14 protein-coding genes, 1 tRNA gene and 1 pseudogene are annotated in these 14,538 nt (G+C 66.5%); 8 read left to right on the top strand and 8 right to left on the bottom strand.

The features are described from left to right. Positions 1-303: 303 nt before the first annotated feature. From ACFY5D_RS07070 to ACFY5D_RS07060, 3 genes are all read left to right on the top strand, one after another. Positions 304-377, top strand: a tRNA-Met gene (locus tag ACFY5D_RS07070). Between the two features lie 15 nt (positions 378-392). After that, positions 393-671: a hypothetical protein gene (locus tag ACFY5D_RS07065; protein WP_387526920.1), complete on the top strand. Its 279-nt coding sequence runs from the start codon at positions 393-395 to the stop codon at positions 669-671. A 140-nt stretch (positions 672-811) separates the two neighbouring features. After that, the gene (locus tag ACFY5D_RS07060) at positions 812-1,978 is read left to right on the top strand and encodes an RtcB family protein (RefSeq protein ID WP_387526917.1); all 1,167 of its coding nucleotides are present in this window, start codon (positions 812-814) and stop codon (positions 1,976-1,978) included. Between the two features lie 63 nt (positions 1,979-2,041). On the opposite strand, the gene ACFY5D_RS07055 is transcribed toward ACFY5D_RS07060, so the two are convergent. Beyond that, the gene (locus ACFY5D_RS07055; protein ID WP_387526914.1) at positions 2,042-2,461 is read right to left on the bottom strand and encodes a PLDc N-terminal domain-containing protein; all 420 of its coding nucleotides are present in this window, start codon (positions 2,459-2,461) and stop codon (positions 2,042-2,044) included. A 52-nt stretch (positions 2,462-2,513) separates the two neighbouring features. On the opposite strand from ACFY5D_RS07055, the gene ACFY5D_RS07050 reads away from it, so the two are divergent. Then, positions 2,514-2,783 carry a DUF4229 domain-containing protein gene (locus tag ACFY5D_RS07050; RefSeq protein ID WP_387526911.1) on the top strand — a complete coding sequence of 90 codons (270 nt, stop codon included), beginning with the start codon at positions 2,514-2,516 and terminating at the stop codon, positions 2,781-2,783. A gap of 152 nt (positions 2,784-2,935) precedes the next feature. Here the strand turns inward: ACFY5D_RS07050 and ACFY5D_RS07045 are convergent, their stop codons facing one another. The 4 genes from ACFY5D_RS07045 to ACFY5D_RS07030 all read right to left on the bottom strand — a co-directional run bounded on the left by ACFY5D_RS07045 (position 2,936) and on the right by ACFY5D_RS07030 (position 6,707). Further along, entirely contained in the window at positions 2,936-3,409 is a 474-nt protein-coding gene (locus ACFY5D_RS07045) for a hypothetical protein (protein ID WP_387526908.1), read from the bottom strand. Positions 3,410-3,590: 181 nt separating this feature from the next. Then, positions 3,591-4,478 (bottom strand): 1,4-dihydroxy-2-naphthoate polyprenyltransferase, encoded by an 888-nt coding sequence (locus tag ACFY5D_RS07040; RefSeq protein WP_387526905.1) that lies wholly within the window; start codon positions 4,476-4,478, stop codon positions 3,591-3,593. 113 nt (positions 4,479-4,591) lie between these two features. Beyond that, positions 4,592-5,719 carry an AMP-binding protein gene (locus ACFY5D_RS07035; protein ID WP_387526902.1) on the bottom strand — a complete coding sequence of 376 codons (1,128 nt, stop codon included), beginning with the start codon at positions 5,717-5,719 and terminating at the stop codon, positions 4,592-4,594. A gap of 22 nt (positions 5,720-5,741) precedes the next feature. Beyond that, positions 5,742-6,707, bottom strand: coding sequence for a 1,4-dihydroxy-2-naphthoyl-CoA synthase (locus tag ACFY5D_RS07030; RefSeq protein ID WP_387526899.1), 966 nt, complete (start codon positions 6,705-6,707; stop codon positions 5,742-5,744). Positions 6,708-7,071: 364 nt separating this feature from the next. Between ACFY5D_RS07030 and ACFY5D_RS07025 the strand changes: the two genes are divergently transcribed. From ACFY5D_RS07025 to ACFY5D_RS07010, 4 genes are all read left to right on the top strand, one after another. After that, positions 7,072-8,523, top strand: coding sequence for an amino acid permease (locus ACFY5D_RS07025; protein ID WP_387526896.1), 1,452 nt, complete (start codon positions 7,072-7,074; stop codon positions 8,521-8,523). A 330-nt stretch (positions 8,524-8,853) separates the two neighbouring features. Next, positions 8,854-10,077, top strand: a complete 1,224-nt coding sequence (locus ACFY5D_RS07020) for a thiolase family protein (protein WP_387526893.1) — start codon at positions 8,854-8,856, stop codon at positions 10,075-10,077. A 2-nt stretch (positions 10,078-10,079) separates the two neighbouring features. Beyond that, positions 10,080-10,865 (top strand): enoyl-CoA hydratase/isomerase family protein, encoded by a 786-nt coding sequence (locus ACFY5D_RS07015; RefSeq protein WP_387526890.1) that lies wholly within the window; start codon positions 10,080-10,082, stop codon positions 10,863-10,865. Beyond that, positions 10,865-11,728 (top strand): 3-hydroxyacyl-CoA dehydrogenase family protein, encoded by an 864-nt coding sequence (locus ACFY5D_RS07010; RefSeq protein WP_387526886.1) that lies wholly within the window; start codon positions 10,865-10,867, stop codon positions 11,726-11,728. Before ACFY5D_RS07015 ends, ACFY5D_RS07010 begins: the two co-directional genes overlap by 1 nt. A 64-nt stretch (positions 11,729-11,792) precedes the next feature. On the opposite strand, the gene ACFY5D_RS07005 is transcribed toward ACFY5D_RS07010, so the two are convergent. From ACFY5D_RS07005 to ACFY5D_RS06995, 3 genes and pseudogenes are all read right to left on the bottom strand, one after another. Next, positions 11,793-12,401 carry a GNAT family N-acetyltransferase gene (locus tag ACFY5D_RS07005; RefSeq protein ID WP_387526883.1) on the bottom strand — a complete coding sequence of 203 codons (609 nt, stop codon included), beginning with the start codon at positions 12,399-12,401 and terminating at the stop codon, positions 11,793-11,795. After that, a complete protein-coding gene (locus tag ACFY5D_RS07000; RefSeq protein WP_387526880.1) occupies positions 12,398-14,251 on the bottom strand; it encodes a penicillin acylase family protein in 1,854 nt (617 codons plus the stop codon). The genes ACFY5D_RS07005 and ACFY5D_RS07000 overlap by 4 nt, the downstream gene beginning before the upstream one ends. A gap of 5 nt (positions 14,252-14,256) precedes the next feature. Next, positions 14,257-14,532 (bottom strand): annotated as a pseudogene (locus tag ACFY5D_RS06995) (penicillin acylase family protein); the annotation flags it as partial. Positions 14,533-14,538 lie beyond the last annotated feature (6 nt).

The raw sequence follows: 14,538 nt of genomic DNA, 5'->3' as shown, positions 1-14,538 counted from the left end.
GGTTCGGCGCAACACTCGGTCCCGCACCTTGAGGAGTGGCTGCCGGCCCTTTCCTGCGGTGGCCTAGGAACCGGAGAGTAGGCGGTCCGGGAGGTGCCGGGAAATCGCGAAAATGAATATGCAAGCCAAGGCAAGTGATTGTACTCACGTGCAAGAATTCTGCGTTCGGACCGATTTTGCCCAATTCAGGGGCGATCGTGGCGCGGAAAGCGCCCGAATACTCGGTAAATCGCGGGATTCTCGATGAAATACCCCCTCGATTAGGTGTGAGGCCAAACCGCTGTTAGGGTTAGTACATACCGACGCGGGGTGGAGCAGTTCGGTAGCTCGCCGGGCTCATAACCCGGAGGTCACAGGTTCAAATCCTGTCCCCGCCACAAAGAAAACAACCCATGATCCTGCTTCTGGATCATGGGTTGTTTTCTTTAACAGGACAAGGCCGAACCGGCTTGTGGCTTGCCCGAACATCGATGCGGCTGTTAGGCTCGCCTCTTGTCGGCTCCGCACCGGAGACGGCGCATGAAGATCCCGAAAACGGGATTCGGTCTGTAACCACTGGAAAGGACAAGGCAATGTTGAATTTCAAAGCAACCCAACTAAATGACTTGTCCCTGCGCTCCTTTCAGCGCCAGTACAAGCACGATCCAAGTCGTCGGTTGCCCCTTTTGTAGATCCCTGCACGCCAGTAGGACTCCAAACCCCGCAACCGCACACCGGTTCGGGGTTACTTTTTTGGATCCGATCGTTTCCCCGAACCTTTCAGCCTTTCCGCGGACCACGCGGCGAGGACCACATCACAGAAAGAGAAATCGTGGAGACCATCAACAGCCGGCTCAAGAACTGGGCGTCCATCCTGGATGAAAAGACCCGGGAGCAGGCGATCACCACCTCGAAGATGCCGTTCATCTTCCCTCACTTGGCGCTGATGCCGGATGCGCACCTGGGCAAGGGTGCCACCGTCGGGTCGGTGATCCCGACGCTCGGGGCCATCATCCCCGCGGCAGTGGGCGTGGACATCGGATGCGGCATGATCGCCGTGAAGACCCAGTACAAGGCCGCTGACCTGCCGAAGGACCGCAAGCCGCTCCGCGAGGACATCGAGCGCGCGATCCCGCTCTCGGCCGGAAAGTACAACAACAAGATCGTTGCAACGGCGGCTCCCCGGATCGAGGAGCTCAAGGAGCTGGCTGCGAAGGCCGGCTTCGACCCGGCCAGCTACGCGGGGCACTGGGCGCACCAGCTCGGCTCCCTGGGGTCGGGCAACCACTTCATCGAGGTTTCGCTGGATGAGGAGGACTCCGTCTGGCTGTTCCTGCACTCCGGCTCGCGCGGCATCGGCAACAAGATTGCGACCAAGCACATAAAGGTCGCACAGCAGGTCGCCAAGAAGTACTGGATCGAACTGCCGGATCCGGACCTCGCCTACCTGGTCGAGGGGACCGACGAATTCAACGCGTACATCCGCGAACTGCGCTGGGCCCAGCACTTCGCCCTGCTGAACCGGGAGGAAATGATGGACCGGGTGATCCGCCAGTTCACCGGCTGGGTCGGGGGACCGGTCGAGGAACTCGAGCGCATCAACTGCCACCACAACTTCACGGAAAAGGAAACGCACTTCGGGAAGTCGGTCTGGCTTTCCCGCAAAGGCGCCATCCGGGCCCGCGAGGGCGACCCGGGACTGATCCCCGGGTCCATGGGCACCGCGTCGTACGTGGTGGTCGGCAAGGGCAACCCCGTGTCACTCGATTCCTCGCCGCACGGCGCCGGACGCGAGTACTCCCGGAGCGCCGCCCGCAAGACCTTCAGCATCGAGCAGCTGCGCGAGGCCATGGAGGGGATCGAGTACCGTGACACCGATGCGTTCATCGACGAGATCCCGGGTGCCTACAAGCCCATTGACCAGGTCATGGAGGACGCGGGCGACCTGGTGAGCGTGCGGCACAAGCTGCGCCAGATCATCAACGTCAAGGGCGACTAAACAAAAAGGTTGGGCGTGCCCCGAAAAATCCGGGCACGCCCAACCTCCAAATTGTTCCTGGAACTACGGGGTGTGGTGCGGCGTGTCTTCGGACGGGTTGCCGCCCTCTTCAGGCTTCTTGTTGTTTTCCTCGGCCAGCTTGCGCTCGCGTTCCTTGAGCTCGGCTTCCTTGCGGCGCAGTTCCTCGTCGCGGGCCTTGTCGCGGCGCTGCGTTTCCAGGTTGCGCAGGAAGGCCTCGTCGTCGTCCGGGGCGCCGGTGGCCGGACGCGTTCCCGGGGCCTGGCGCTGCGGCCCGCCCGCAACGGGGCGTCCGAGCCAGAACCAGAGCCCTGCACCGATGAGTGGCAACAAGATGATGGCGGCGACCCAGCCGGCCTTGGGCAGGGAGCGGACATCGCTCGGCCGTGTGCGGACACATTCGATCAAAGCGTAGATGGTGACAGCAAGTGCGACCAATGCGGCAAAAATTATGTTCCTGACCATATCTACAGTCTAGTGAAAATATCTGGGATCGGGCTGCGGATAGACTGGAGCCGTGCAGTTCTTAAAGTACACCGTGATCCGGTTGGCCCTTTTCTTCGTTGTTTTCCTCCCGCTGGCATTCCTCCTGCGCTGGCCCATCTACACCTCGGGCCTGATCGCACTGGTCATTGCCTTTGCCGTCAGCTACTTGTTCTTCAACAAGTTGCGGCTGGCCGCCAACGCCGACGTGCAGAAAATGTTTGCGGCAAACGGCCCCAAGAAGTCCAAGCGGCAGCTGTCTGACGAGGAAGCCGAAGACCGTTTTCTGGACGGCGACAAGTAGCTTTTCGCCACTTCCGGCGTCCCGGGGCGCATGCAAAGATCCGCCCAAGCGCGGGCGGGCATGCGGCCCTACCCATCCCTAACCGATAATCGGTTGTCTGGTGGTCATGCCGGTTGCAATTCCGTCCGCCAACGACTCCCGATTCTCGACCGTCAGGCCCACGTGGTTGGCCTGCGGAACGAACCGCCCCGCCGAAAGGCCGCGGCGCGTCCCAAGGCAGCACAGACTCCCAGCAGGGACGAGTAGCCGTACGCCAGGATCCAGTCGTCACCCAGGGAAAGGCCCAGCGGGATTGCCGGAAGCAGGGTGAAAAACGCGAGGAATACAGCCACGTGGATCAGCGGCGATTCAACGCTGCGCAGCACCCTGTCGAGCAGCAGGGCCAACGGAAAACCCGCAATCATCGCCAGCATGACGCTCACAAGTGCGAAGACCGGCCAAATCTCGAGGTAGGGGATGTAGCCGACATCGGGTTCCACAGCCCGTGTCACCTCGATCCAGATGGCCCAAATGAGTGAGCCCACAAGCCACGCACCGACCGTGACGAGGCAGCCCTTGGCAACCGCGTAGCCGTCAATGGACGGGCTGCCGGGGGCCCTTTTGTAACGTTGCTGCATGAGGTCCATCGGGGTAGCGCCTCCAAGCGGGTTCCGGCTGTGCGAAAGCGGTCCAACGGGCCCCGATTTGGCGGATGGCCTGTGGTTTCCTTCGCCCTTGGGTTCATCCTAACCGGCCTGCGGATGACGCAAAAATGCGGCGGGGCGGCTCCCGTTCGGAAGCCGCCCCGCCGCATCTGTGAAGGGAGCGTTAGGCCAGCGCCTTGTCCATGACGATCGCGACGGTGAACAGCGCCGCGTAGGCAAGGTTGATGATGCCCGTCTGCTTCAGCACCGGGATCAGGGCGCCGGGTTCGTGCTTGCGCAGCATGATCCAGCAGGGCATCAGGCTCGGCAACACGGTGAGCAGGACCAGCCACATCCAGGGACGGGTGCCGATCATCGTTACCGGCAGCAGGATGGCAAGGGCAAGCATCATCACGTAGCTGATGCGCGCGGTGGTGTCTCCCAGGCGCACGGCCAGCGTCATCTTGCCGACTTCCCGGTCCGTGGGGATGTCGCGCACGTTGTTGGCCATCAGCAGGGCAGTGGCAATCAGGCCGGTTCCGACGGCACCCAAAAGCGACAGCACCGACAGTACGCCGGCCTGCGTGTAGGTTGTGCCGAGCGTTGCCACGAGGCCGAAGAAGATGAAGACGAAGACCTCGCCCAGCCCGCGGTAGCCGTAGGGGTTCTTGCCGCCGGTGTAGCCCCAGGCCGCGACGACCGCCGCGGCACCGACCAGCAGCAAAGGCCACGAGCCGGTGAAAATCACCAGGAATGCGCCAACCAGAGCAGCCGCACCGAAGCAGCCGAACGCCGCGTTCCGAACGTCCTTCGGCTCGGCGAGCCCGGAGCCGGTCAGCCGCAGGGGACCGACGCGAACGTCGTCGGTGCCCCGGATGCCGTCCGAGTAGTCGTTGGAGTAGTTGACGCCGACCTGCAGCAAAAGGCCCACGATGAGCGCCAGGATCGCCTCGAACCAGGCAAGCCTTCCGGTGATGTCCACCGCAGCTGCCGTGCCGATAACCACCGGGGCAATCACGATGGGCAGGGTGCGAAGTCGTGCACCGGCGACCCATTGGGAGAGCGTTGCCACTGTTAGTCCTCTCGATACTTCCGTCTAAGATCAGCCTCTATTCTCCCCTGATCACTGATGGGGGAGAAATTGGCCTCAACCGTCGGCGGGATTGAGGGCGGCCGGGCCTCGGGCTATTCCTTGGCGGCGGCCAGCAGTGCGCCGAGGGCCATGCGGTCGAACTTGCCGTTGGGCAGCATCGGCAGTGCCGGAAGCTGCAGGATGCGGCGCGGAACCGCGGCGGCGCCGAGGGCCGAACGCACCGCCTCGCGCAGCGATTCCGGGTCGGCGGGTCCGCTGAACGCGGCGCCGACCTGCTGGCCCCACTGTTCGTGGGCGACGGGCAGCACCATGATCGATTCAACGCCGGGAACCGACTCGATGACCTGCTGGATCCTGGACGCGGAGACCTTGACGCCGCCGGTGATGATCACGTCGTCCGCCCGGCCGCTGACGGAAAGGACCCCGTCCTCGACGCTGCCCAGGTCATCGGTGCGGTACCAGCGGGTGCCCTGGTCGTCGACGCTGAAGTGCCCCGAGGTCAGTTCCGGGTCGCCGAGGTAGCCCGAGGCGATGGTCGGGCCGCCGAGCCAGATCCGGCCGTCGACGGTTTTCACCTCGACCCCGGGAAGGGCCCTCGCATCGTAGACGCAGCCGCCGCTGGTTTCGCTTGACCCGTAGGTGAGGTGGATGTTCAGGGAATGGCTTGCCGCCGCCTCGAGGACCGCCCGCGGGGCGCGCGCCCCGCCGAGCAGGATCGCATCGAAGCGCTTGAGCGTGGCCAGGGTCTCGGCGTCGGGATCGGTGAGCAGGCGCTGGAGCTGGGTGGGCACCAGTGACACCAGCCGCTTGCGGTCGGTCAGTGCCGAGGCGGCCTCGTTGAACCCGGCGGCGTCGAAGCTCCGGTCCAGGTCCATGCCCCACGGCCGCGTTCCGGCGTACAGGCTTCGGCTCAGGACCGACAGCCCCGCCACATAGTGCAGGGGCAGTGCCAGCAGCCACTGGCCCTCGAAACCCAGGTACTCGGCGGTGGCCATGGAGGACGAGGCGAGGGCCTCGACCGACAACGCCGTGCGCTTGGGCGTGCCGGTGGAGCCGGAGGTGCGCACCACGGCCGCGATTTCCTCGAGGCCCTCCAGTTCCGCCCCGTCCACGAGGTTCACCAGGTATTCGTTGTTCGTGGTGCCGGGAAGGATCTCGACGGCCGGGCCTTCCTCGTTGAGGGAGGCCGACAGGGCGACGAGCGCGGAATCTGGATTCATGGGTGGCTGGAGTCCTTGGCCCTTAGAAGTAGTACGGGTGGGCGGACCAGTCGGGGTCGCGCTTTTCCAGGAAGGCGTCCCGGCCCTCGACTGCCTCGTCGGTCATGTAGGCCATGCGGGTGGCCTCGCCGGCAAAGACCTGCTGGCCGGCCAGTCCGTCGTCCGCAAGGTTGAAGGCGAACTTGAGCATGCGGATGGCCTGCGGGGATTGCTTGGCGATGTCCGCCGCGTATTCCAGGGCGACTTCCTCGAGGCGGGCGTGGTCGACGGCCTCGTTGACGGCGCCCATGCGGACCATGTCCTCGGCGGAGTATTCGCGGGCAAGGAAGAAGATCTCGCGTGCGGTCTTCTGTCCGACCTGGCGGGCCAGCAGGGCTGATCCGTAGCCGGCGTCGAAGGATCCGACAGTGGCGTCGGTCTGCTTGAACTTGCCGTGCTCGCGGGAGGCGATGGTCAGGTCCGAGACCACGTGCAGCGAGTGCCCGCCGCCCGCGGCCCAGCCGTTGACCACGGCGATGACGACCTTGGGCATGGTGCGCATCAGGCGCTGGACCTCGAGGATGTGCAGGCGTCCGGCGCGTGCCGGGTCGATCGAGTCGGCCGTCTCGCCCTCGGCGTACCGGTAGCCGTCGCGGCCGCGGATGCGCTGGTCGCCGCCCGAGCAGAACGAGTGCCCGCCGTCCTTGGGGGAGGGGCCGTTGCCGGTGAGCAGCACCGTTGCCACGTCCGAGCTCATGCGGGCGTGGTCCATGACGCGGTAGAGCTCGTCGACGGTGCCGGGGCGGAAGGCGTTGCGCACCTCCGGGCGGTCGAAGGCGATGCGCACGGTCGGCAGGTCGCGGACGATGTTGCCGTCGGCGTCGCGCTCGACCTGGCGGTGGTAGGTCATGTCCTCGAGGTCGAAGCCCTCGACCACGCGCCAGCGCACGGGGTCGAAAATGTCTGAGACCTTGGCCGGCAGCTGCGGGTTTGATTCAACGTTGCTCACAGTTATGAATGCTAGCCGCTTACCCTGCGGCGGCGCGAAAACCGGTTGCCGGCGGCAGGCCTCGCGGAGGGGCAGGTGGGGCTAAGATTCAGGGACTGTTCAACAATTTTTTTGAAAAGTTTTTCGGACCGGCGGATCCCCGGAAAGACGGGTCTCACCACTTGATTTGTGCAATTGCATATGCTGTGCATCACACGAGATTCGTGTGGTCCGTGGCACATCCCAAGTGTATTTGCTGGCGTGAATGAGGTAGGTTTACCGCTTGCATCCACTAAATGTGTCACGGGCCACCCCGGACGATTTTTAGCGGGCACCTCCCGCCTTACCCTGCGCGAGAGTAAAGCTTTATTGAAGGAGTCACGCGTTGGAACCCCACAACGTTCACGAGCACCAGCACCATGTTTCGACACGGGAAGCGGATGTCACGTCCGAGGGCTACAAGAAGACCCTGACGCGTCGCCACGTCCAGATGATCGCGATGGGCGGTGCCATTGGCGTCGGCCTCTTCATGGGTGCCGGCGGGCGCTTGGCTTCCACCGGTCCGGCTTTGATCTTCTCCTACGCCATTGCCGGCGTCATCGCATACTTCCTGATGCGCGCCCTCGGCGAATTGATCATGTACCGCCAGTCCTCGGGTTCCTTCGTGTCCTACGCCGGTGAGCTCTTCGGCGCCAAGGGTGCCTACCTCTCCGGTTGGATGTACGTCCTGAACTGGGCCATGACCGGCATTGCCGAACTCATCGCCATCGGCCTGTACTTCCAGTACTTCTTCCCGGGCGTTCCGGTGGAAGCCTCCGCGCTGTGTGCACTGGGCCTGCTCGTGGCCGTGAACCTCTTCAGCGCCAAGGCGTTTGCCGAGTTTGAATTCTGGGCCTCGTTCCTCAAGGTCGCGGCCATTGTCTCGTTCCTGTGCATCGGCACCTACCTGGTGGTCACCAACGCGCAGGTCGGCGACGGACACGCCTCGGTGAGCAACCTCTTCGCCAGTGAAGGCGGCATGTTCCCGCGTGGCTTCCTGGTCTCCATCCTGGTGCTCAACGCCGTCATCTTCGCCTACAACGCCATTGAGCTGGTCGGCATCACCGCCGGCGAAATGGAAAACCCGGCCAAGGAAGTCCCTGCGGCGATTCGCGCCGTGGTCATCCGCATCGTGGTCTTCTACGTCGGTTCGGTGTCCCTGCTGGCCATGATCGTCCCGTGGAACCACTACCAGGCCGGCGTCAGCCCGTTTGTCACGGTTTTCGACCAGCTGGGCTGGGGTTGGATCGGCAGCGTCATGAACTTCGTGGTCATCACCGCTGCGCTGAGCTCCTGCAACTCGGGCCTCTACTCGATCGGCCGCATCTTCCGTGCGATGGCCAACAACGGCCATGCCCCGCAGTGGCTGACCAAGATGAACAAGCGCTACGTCCCGTACGCGGGCATCTGGGCCATCTCCGGCGTCTACTTCATCGGCATCATCCTCAACGTGTGGCTCGGTGGAACCCACGCGTTCGACCTGGCGCTGAACACCGCGTCCATCGGCGTGCTGTTCACCTGGGGCTCGATCTTCGCCTGCCAGCTGATGCTGCGCAAGAAGCGCGGCGTGGTCTCCTCGCTGCCGATGCCGGGTTCGCCGTACACCAGCTGGATCGGGCTTGTGTCCCTGGCCATCATCACGGTGCTGATCGGCTTCGACACCATCACCGGCAAGGACGGCTCGGTCTTCCACCTCGGCCTTTACACCATCGGGTGCATCCCGCTGTTTGCCGTCGCGCTGTGGATCGGCTGGCGCAAGGTGCGCAACAACAAGCCCAAGAGCGAGCTGTACTCCTAGTACACCGGTTTCTTTGTACCCCCGATACCTTTTCGGGGGTTGAAGATCGGCGGGGTCGGGTGGAAGTGTCATAGTGACGCCTTCCGCGCCGGCCCCGCCGATTCGCTTTTAAGCGCGGGGCGCTCCCGTGAAGCCCGTCCGGGCGAATGTGGCGCGGAGGTTGACCCCGATCGCTTCGGGGTGGGATTGTATTAGTGAACGAATGGTCGGTAAATAACGTGCGGTCTGCCCAAGACCCGCGGCCGGGGACAAAGAACGGCCCGCCATTGCCCTTCCATCGCCAGCGGCGGAAGTCGGGCATGGCGAGTTTCGAATGACAAAGGAGTTGTGATGACCGAGGCTTTCTTGGTGGGCGGAGCCCGCACACCGGTTGGACGATACGGCGGAGCATTGAGCAGTGTCCGCCCCGATGACCTGGCGGCGCTCACCATTCGGGCCGCCGTCGAGCGCGCCGGAATCGACCCGGCCGACGTCGACGAGGTGATCTTCGGAAACGCCAACGGCGCCGGCGAGGAAAACCGCAACGTGGCCCGCATGGCCTGGCTGCTCGCCGGCTTCGAGGACACCGTCCCGGGCATCACCGTGAACCGCCTCTGCGCCTCCGGCATGAGCGCCATCACCATGGCCAGCCACATGATCAAGGCGGGTGCCGCCGACATCGTCGTCGCCGGCGGCGTCGAGTCCATGTCGCGCGCCCCGTGGGTCATGGAAAAGCCGGACAAGGCCTTCGCCAAGCCCGGTGCCAGCTACGACACCTCGATCGGCTGGCGCTTCCCGAACCCCGAGTTCCTCTCCGGCGAGCTGTCCCGCGACGGCAAGGCCACCTTCTCCATGCCGGAAACGGCCGAGGAAGTCGCCCGCGTCTACAACACCAGCCGCGAGGACTGTGACGCCTTCGCCGTGCGCTCCCACGAGCGTGCCATCGCCGCCATCGCGGCCGGCCGTTTCAAGGACGAGATCGTCCCGGTCGTCGTGAAGACCCGCAAGGGCGAGACCATCGTCGACACCGACGAGGGCCCGCGCGCCGGAACCACCGCCGAGGTGCTGGCCAACCTGCGCCCCGTTGTCAAGGGGGGCACCGTGGTCACCGCGGGCAACGCCTCGACCCTCAACGACGGCGCCTCGGCGATCATCGTCGCCTCCGAGGCCGCCATCAAGAAGTACGGACTGGTCCCGCGCGCCCGCATCATCGACGGCGCCTCCGCCGGATTGGCCCCGGAAATCATGGGCGTCGGACCGGTTCCCGCCACCCGCAAGGTCATGGAACGCTCCGGCCGCAAGATCGAGGACCTCGCGGCCGTCGAGCTCAACGAGGCCTTCGCCTCCCAGTCGCTGGCATCCGTGCGCGAACTGGGCATCGACCCGGAAATCGTGAACAACGACGGCGGCGCCATCGCGCTCGGCCACCCGCTGGGCTCCTCCGGCTCCCGCATCGTCATCACCCTGCTGGGCCGCCTGGAGCGCGAAGCCAAGGAGGGCGGCAGCAAGCTCGGCCTCGCGGCCATGTGCGTCGGCGTGGGCCAGGGCTCGGCCCTGCTCATCGAGGGAGTCTAGGCGTGGCGGAGCAGTTGGACACCGCGGGCTTCGAGACCCTGAAGGTCACCGAGCTCGGCGACAGGCTGCTGGTGCAGCTTGACCGCCCCGAGGTCAAGAACGCCATCGACCAGCTGATGGTCGACGAGCTTCACGCGGTGTGCGCCTACCTTGAGCGCATCCCGAAGATCATGGTGCTCTCCGGCACCCCGGCCGACCCGGAATCCGGCGCCAAGGGCATCTTCGCCTCGGGCGCCGACATCGCCCAGCTGCGCGAACGCCGCCGCGACGATGCGCTGGCCGGCATCAACTCGGGCATCTTCGACCGCATCGCCAAGCTGCCGATGCCGGTCATCGCGGCCCTCGACGGCTTCGCCCTGGGCGGCGGCGCCGAGCTGGCCTACGCGGCGGACTTCCGCATCGGCACCCCGGAGCTGCGCATGGGCAACCCGGAGACCGGGCTCGGCATCATGGCCGCTGCCGGCGCCACCTGGCGCCTGAAGGAACTCGTGGGCGAGCCGATCGCCAAGGAGATCCTGCTCGCGGGCAAGGTGCTCAAGGGCGAGGACTGCTTGCGCGTCGGGCTCATCACCGAGCTCGTTTCCGGCGCCGAATTGCTCGACGCGGCCTCGGCCCTGGCCGACCGCATCGGCAACCAGGACGCGCTGGCGGTGCGCATCACCAAGAGCGTGTTCCACACCCCGCGCGAGGCTCACCCGGTCATCGACACCCTCGCCCAGGGAATGCTCTTTGAATCCCAGGCAAAATTCGACCGCATGCAGGCCTTCTTGGACAGGAAGAAAAAGTAATGAGTGAAGTTTCCACGGCCCTTCCGGCCAAGGTCGGCGTACTCGGCGGCGGGCGCATGGGCGCCGGCATTGCCCACGCGTTCCTGGTCAACGGCTGCGACGTGGTTGTCGTCGAGCGCGACGAGGAATCCGCGCAGGGCGCCTACGAGCGCGTCGCGGCCTCTGCGACCAAGTCCGTCGAACGCGGCGGTCTCACCGAGTCCTACGAGCAGATCACCGCGCGCCTCAGCGTCTCGGCCGACTACGCCGCGTTCGCCGACCGCGAGCTCGTCGTCGAGGCCGTCCCGGAAATCTGGGACCTGAAGGTCTCCTCGCTGAAGAAGGTCGAGGAAAACCTCAAGGCCGACGCGATCCTGGCCTCGAACACCTCCTCGCTGTCCATGAGCGGCCTGGCCGCCGAGCTGCAGCGCCCGGAGAACTTCCTGGGCCTGCACTTCTTCAACCCGGTGCCGGCCTCCACGCTCATCGAGGTTGTCATCGCCAAGCAGAGCGCCCCGGCGCTCATCGAGCGCGCCCGCGGCTGGGTTGCCGGCCTGGGCAAGACGGCCGTCGTGGTCAACGACGCCCCCGGCTTCGCCTCGTCGCGACTGGGCGTTGCCATCGCGTTGGAAGCCATGCGCATGGTCGAGGAGGGCGTCGCAAGCGCCGAGGACATCGACAACGCCATGGTGCTCGGCTACAAGCACCCGACCGGCCCGTTGAGGACCACCGACATCGTGGGCCTCGACGTGCGCCTGGGCATTGCCGAGTACCTGCACGAGACCCTGGGCGACCGCTTCGCGCCGCCGCAGATCCTGCGCGACCTGGTCGAGGCCGGCCACCTGGGCCGCAAGACCGGCAAGGGCTTCTACGACTGGAGCTAAATCCACGGCACCAACGACGAGGGCCCGAGCGCAGCCAATGGCTGCGCTCGGGCCCTCGCGGCGTCTAGCGCGTGCGCAGTGCCTCCGTGCGTTTGAAGCGTTCCCGGGTCAGGAAGGCCAGCTGCGCTTCCTTCTCCGCCAGCTGGATCCTGGGCCCGAGCTCGAAGCAGGTGGCCCCCAGCCGGTGCAGGGCCTTCTCGTTCCGGGCGTCGGGTTCCACCACGATCCGGTCGATGGCGGGGTCGGAGAACATGAAGTTGATCAGCGCGGCGACCAGCCGCGGCGTGAAATGCGGGACGGGCCGGGTGGGCGGTGCCAGCAGCAGGTGCATGCCGATGTCCTCGGCGCGGGCCGGGTAGGCCTCGCCGACGGGATCATGCAGGGGTTCGTAGGTCTGGAACAGGGCCACCGGTTCACCATCGAGCAGCACCAGGAACGCGTGGTGCGTCTGCAGCGACTCCAGGAACCGGTAGACCTCCAGCACGTCGCCGCGGGAGTACTCCGTCATGCCCCAGAACCTGGCGCGATCCTGCGTGACCCAGCCGTGGACGAGATCGAGGTCTTCCTCGGGGGACAGCGGCACGATCCGCACCGTCCCCCGGGATTCGAGGTCCTCGGTGTGGACGGTGGCGCGGAGGCCGAAGTCCCGGTCCGTTGCGGGGGCGGTGTTCATGGGGTCCTTTCGGTCGGGGGTTCCGTGGCAAGCAAGGGGTTGTTGATAAGCAGGGGGTCCTTGGCCAGCAGGTTCCAGTCCGTGATGACCGGAACGAGGCCGCCGGCTGCCCAGAGCGGCAGTTGGTCGGAAAAATGGGGGCTTGCGGGGTTGCCGGCCGCGCCGAACGGGACGACCCAGCGGGAATCGGCGCGGTCCGCGAGGTCCCAGACGTAGCGGGCCACCGGGCCGCGGAAGCTGCGGTCCTCGACGCCGGGCAGGGACTCGGTGGAGAGTACGCAGCCGGTGTCGCCGGAGAGGGTCGTGGTCGGGACGCGGGCCGCGAGCCGGCTGGGGAGTTCGTGCACGGCCAGGAGAGTGTGGCGCCCGCCCCAGCTTTCCTCCGGCACGGCGGCGGCCTCGGCCAGGGCGGCCGCCGCCTCCGCCGCCGGGTCGATCCCCAGCTCCGGGCCGCGAAGCAGCAGGGTCTCGAGGGCGAAGCCCACCCGGGAGGCCACGGAAAGCCAAGGACCGAACAGCGGCGAATACCCGTGCTTCCCGGCCAGGGGTTCCAGGGCCGGATGCCGCGCAATCCTGCTGACCAGGGCCGCGCGCCACGCGGCGAACGCCCCGGCGTCGGCGCTGTCCGCGGCCATGTGGCCGTCCCATGCGAGGATGCGGGAGCGGAGCCGGGCCGCGGCGGGCGGCAGCGGCCCGGCATCGAGCGTTTCCAGCAGGGCACGGAATGCGGGCAGCGAGCCGAGCAGGGTGTCCGAGTGGATGGCCTGCATGGCGTCCACGGTGAGGGGTGCGGCGTCCGGGGCTTCCAGCAGTTCGCGGATCCGCCGGGCGCGGTGGGCGGGGGCGAATTCCATCCCGACGGGGTCTCCGCCGCCTGCCTCTCGGTCGTTGGCGCTCACCGCGAAACGCTTCACCCGGGTGCTCGTCAGGTCCACGTAGCCGCCGTCCCAGGAGTGTTCGGCCGAGGCCGCCGGCACCGGCACGCGACGGTTGTCGTGGTTCCGCCGAGGCACCAGCCCGGCGAGGAAATGCCGCACGATTCCCTCGGTGTCCGCTGCGAGCACGCTGTTCACCGGCTCCACCCACCGCTGCAGGGCCGTCTCCACGTCGGCGACGCGGCGGCTGCGCAGCAGCGGCAGGAGTGCGTCGAAACCCAGCCGTCCCTCGACCCGGGCCGGGATCCGCAGGCTCAACGCGCCGCCGTCGGGCCCACCGGCGATGACCGGACCGCGGACGGTCTCGATGACCTCCACGTCCTCGGACGCCCCGCCCCGGACCATGATCGTCTCGACGCCCGCGACGGCGGGTTCCCAGCCAAGCGGGCCGAGCGCCCGGATGCCGCCGTCCGCGCCCCGGCACAGCTCTTCCTCGAAGAGGTCCTGGTAGTCGGCCATGGCGTTGGTGATGGCCCAGGCGGTGTGGCCGGTGTGGCCGAAGTGCGGCAGTCCCGGGACGCCGGGGAAGGCGAAGCCGACGGCGTCGAACTCCGGGCAGGCGAGGCGTACCTGCTGGTAGACGCCGGGCAGTTCCAGCAGGCGGTGCGGGTCGCCGGCGATCAGCGGCGCACCGCCCGCGGTGGCCGAACCATGGGCGGCCCAGACATTGCTGCCGGAGAACACGGGGGCCTCGATGCTGAACAGGGCGACGGCGTCCGGGCCGAGGGTCCGGGCGACATGGGCGCGGAAGAGCTTGTTCGGGAACGTGGAGAAGAGGATGTGCTGGACGAGGAACACGCCCAGCGGGGTCCACGGGTTCCAGCGTGCCGGGGCGGTGCCGGACTCCTCGACGCCGGCCCGCCGCGCAGGCCGGCGTCGAGCGCCTGGTTGATGCCGGCCACGTAGCTGGCGCACCAGCGCTGCGTGTCGGCATCGAGGGAATCGAAGCAGCGGCGGGCGGTGTCGTCGAGCCGGCACTGGCGGGAGAAACGGTCCCACGGCAGGCCGTCGGAGCCCAGCATTTCGGCGGTGCGCCCCTCGGAGCGCCAGCGTTCCAGCTCGATCTGCCAGGAGCGGTCCGTGGCGGCGTTCAGCCCCTGCAGGCTCGCCAGCTGGTCGGCGGAATCGGCTCGCAGGTGCGGGATGCCCCAGGCATCGCGGTAGAGGCCCGTATCGGGGGCAGGCGTCGTGGTCACAGGTGG

Origin of the sequence: Paeniglutamicibacter sp. NPDC012692 (assembly GCF_042901625.1) — a bacterium.
Lineage (GTDB): Bacteria > Actinomycetota > Actinomycetes > Actinomycetales > Micrococcaceae > Paeniglutamicibacter.
This window is presented reverse-complemented; position numbering and strand designations above follow the sequence as displayed.

Excerpts from the sequence above, each read along its gene's own strand:
- ACFY5D_RS07055 (WP_387526914.1), bottom strand. The coding sequence starts at position 2,461 with ATGGTCAGGAACATAATTTTTGCCGCATTGGTCGCACTTGCTGTCACC.
- ACFY5D_RS07065 (WP_387526920.1), top strand. The coding sequence starts at position 393 with ATGATCCTGCTTCTGGATCATGGGTTGTTTTCTTTAACAGGACAAGGC.
- ACFY5D_RS07005 (WP_387526883.1), bottom strand. The coding sequence starts at position 12,401 with ATGAACACCGCCCCCGCAACGGACCGGGACTTCGGCCTCCGCGCCACC.
- ACFY5D_RS07020 (WP_387526893.1), top strand. The coding sequence starts at position 8,854 with ATGACCGAGGCTTTCTTGGTGGGCGGAGCCCGCACACCGGTTGGACGA.
- ACFY5D_RS07045 (WP_387526908.1), bottom strand. The coding sequence starts at position 3,409 with ATGGACCTCATGCAGCAACGTTACAAAAGGGCCCCCGGCAGCCCGTCC.
- ACFY5D_RS07035 (WP_387526902.1), bottom strand. The coding sequence starts at position 5,719 with ATGAATCCAGATTCCGCGCTCGTCGCCCTGTCGGCCTCCCTCAACGAG.
- ACFY5D_RS07010 (WP_387526886.1), top strand. The coding sequence starts at position 10,865 with ATGAGTGAAGTTTCCACGGCCCTTCCGGCCAAGGTCGGCGTACTCGGC.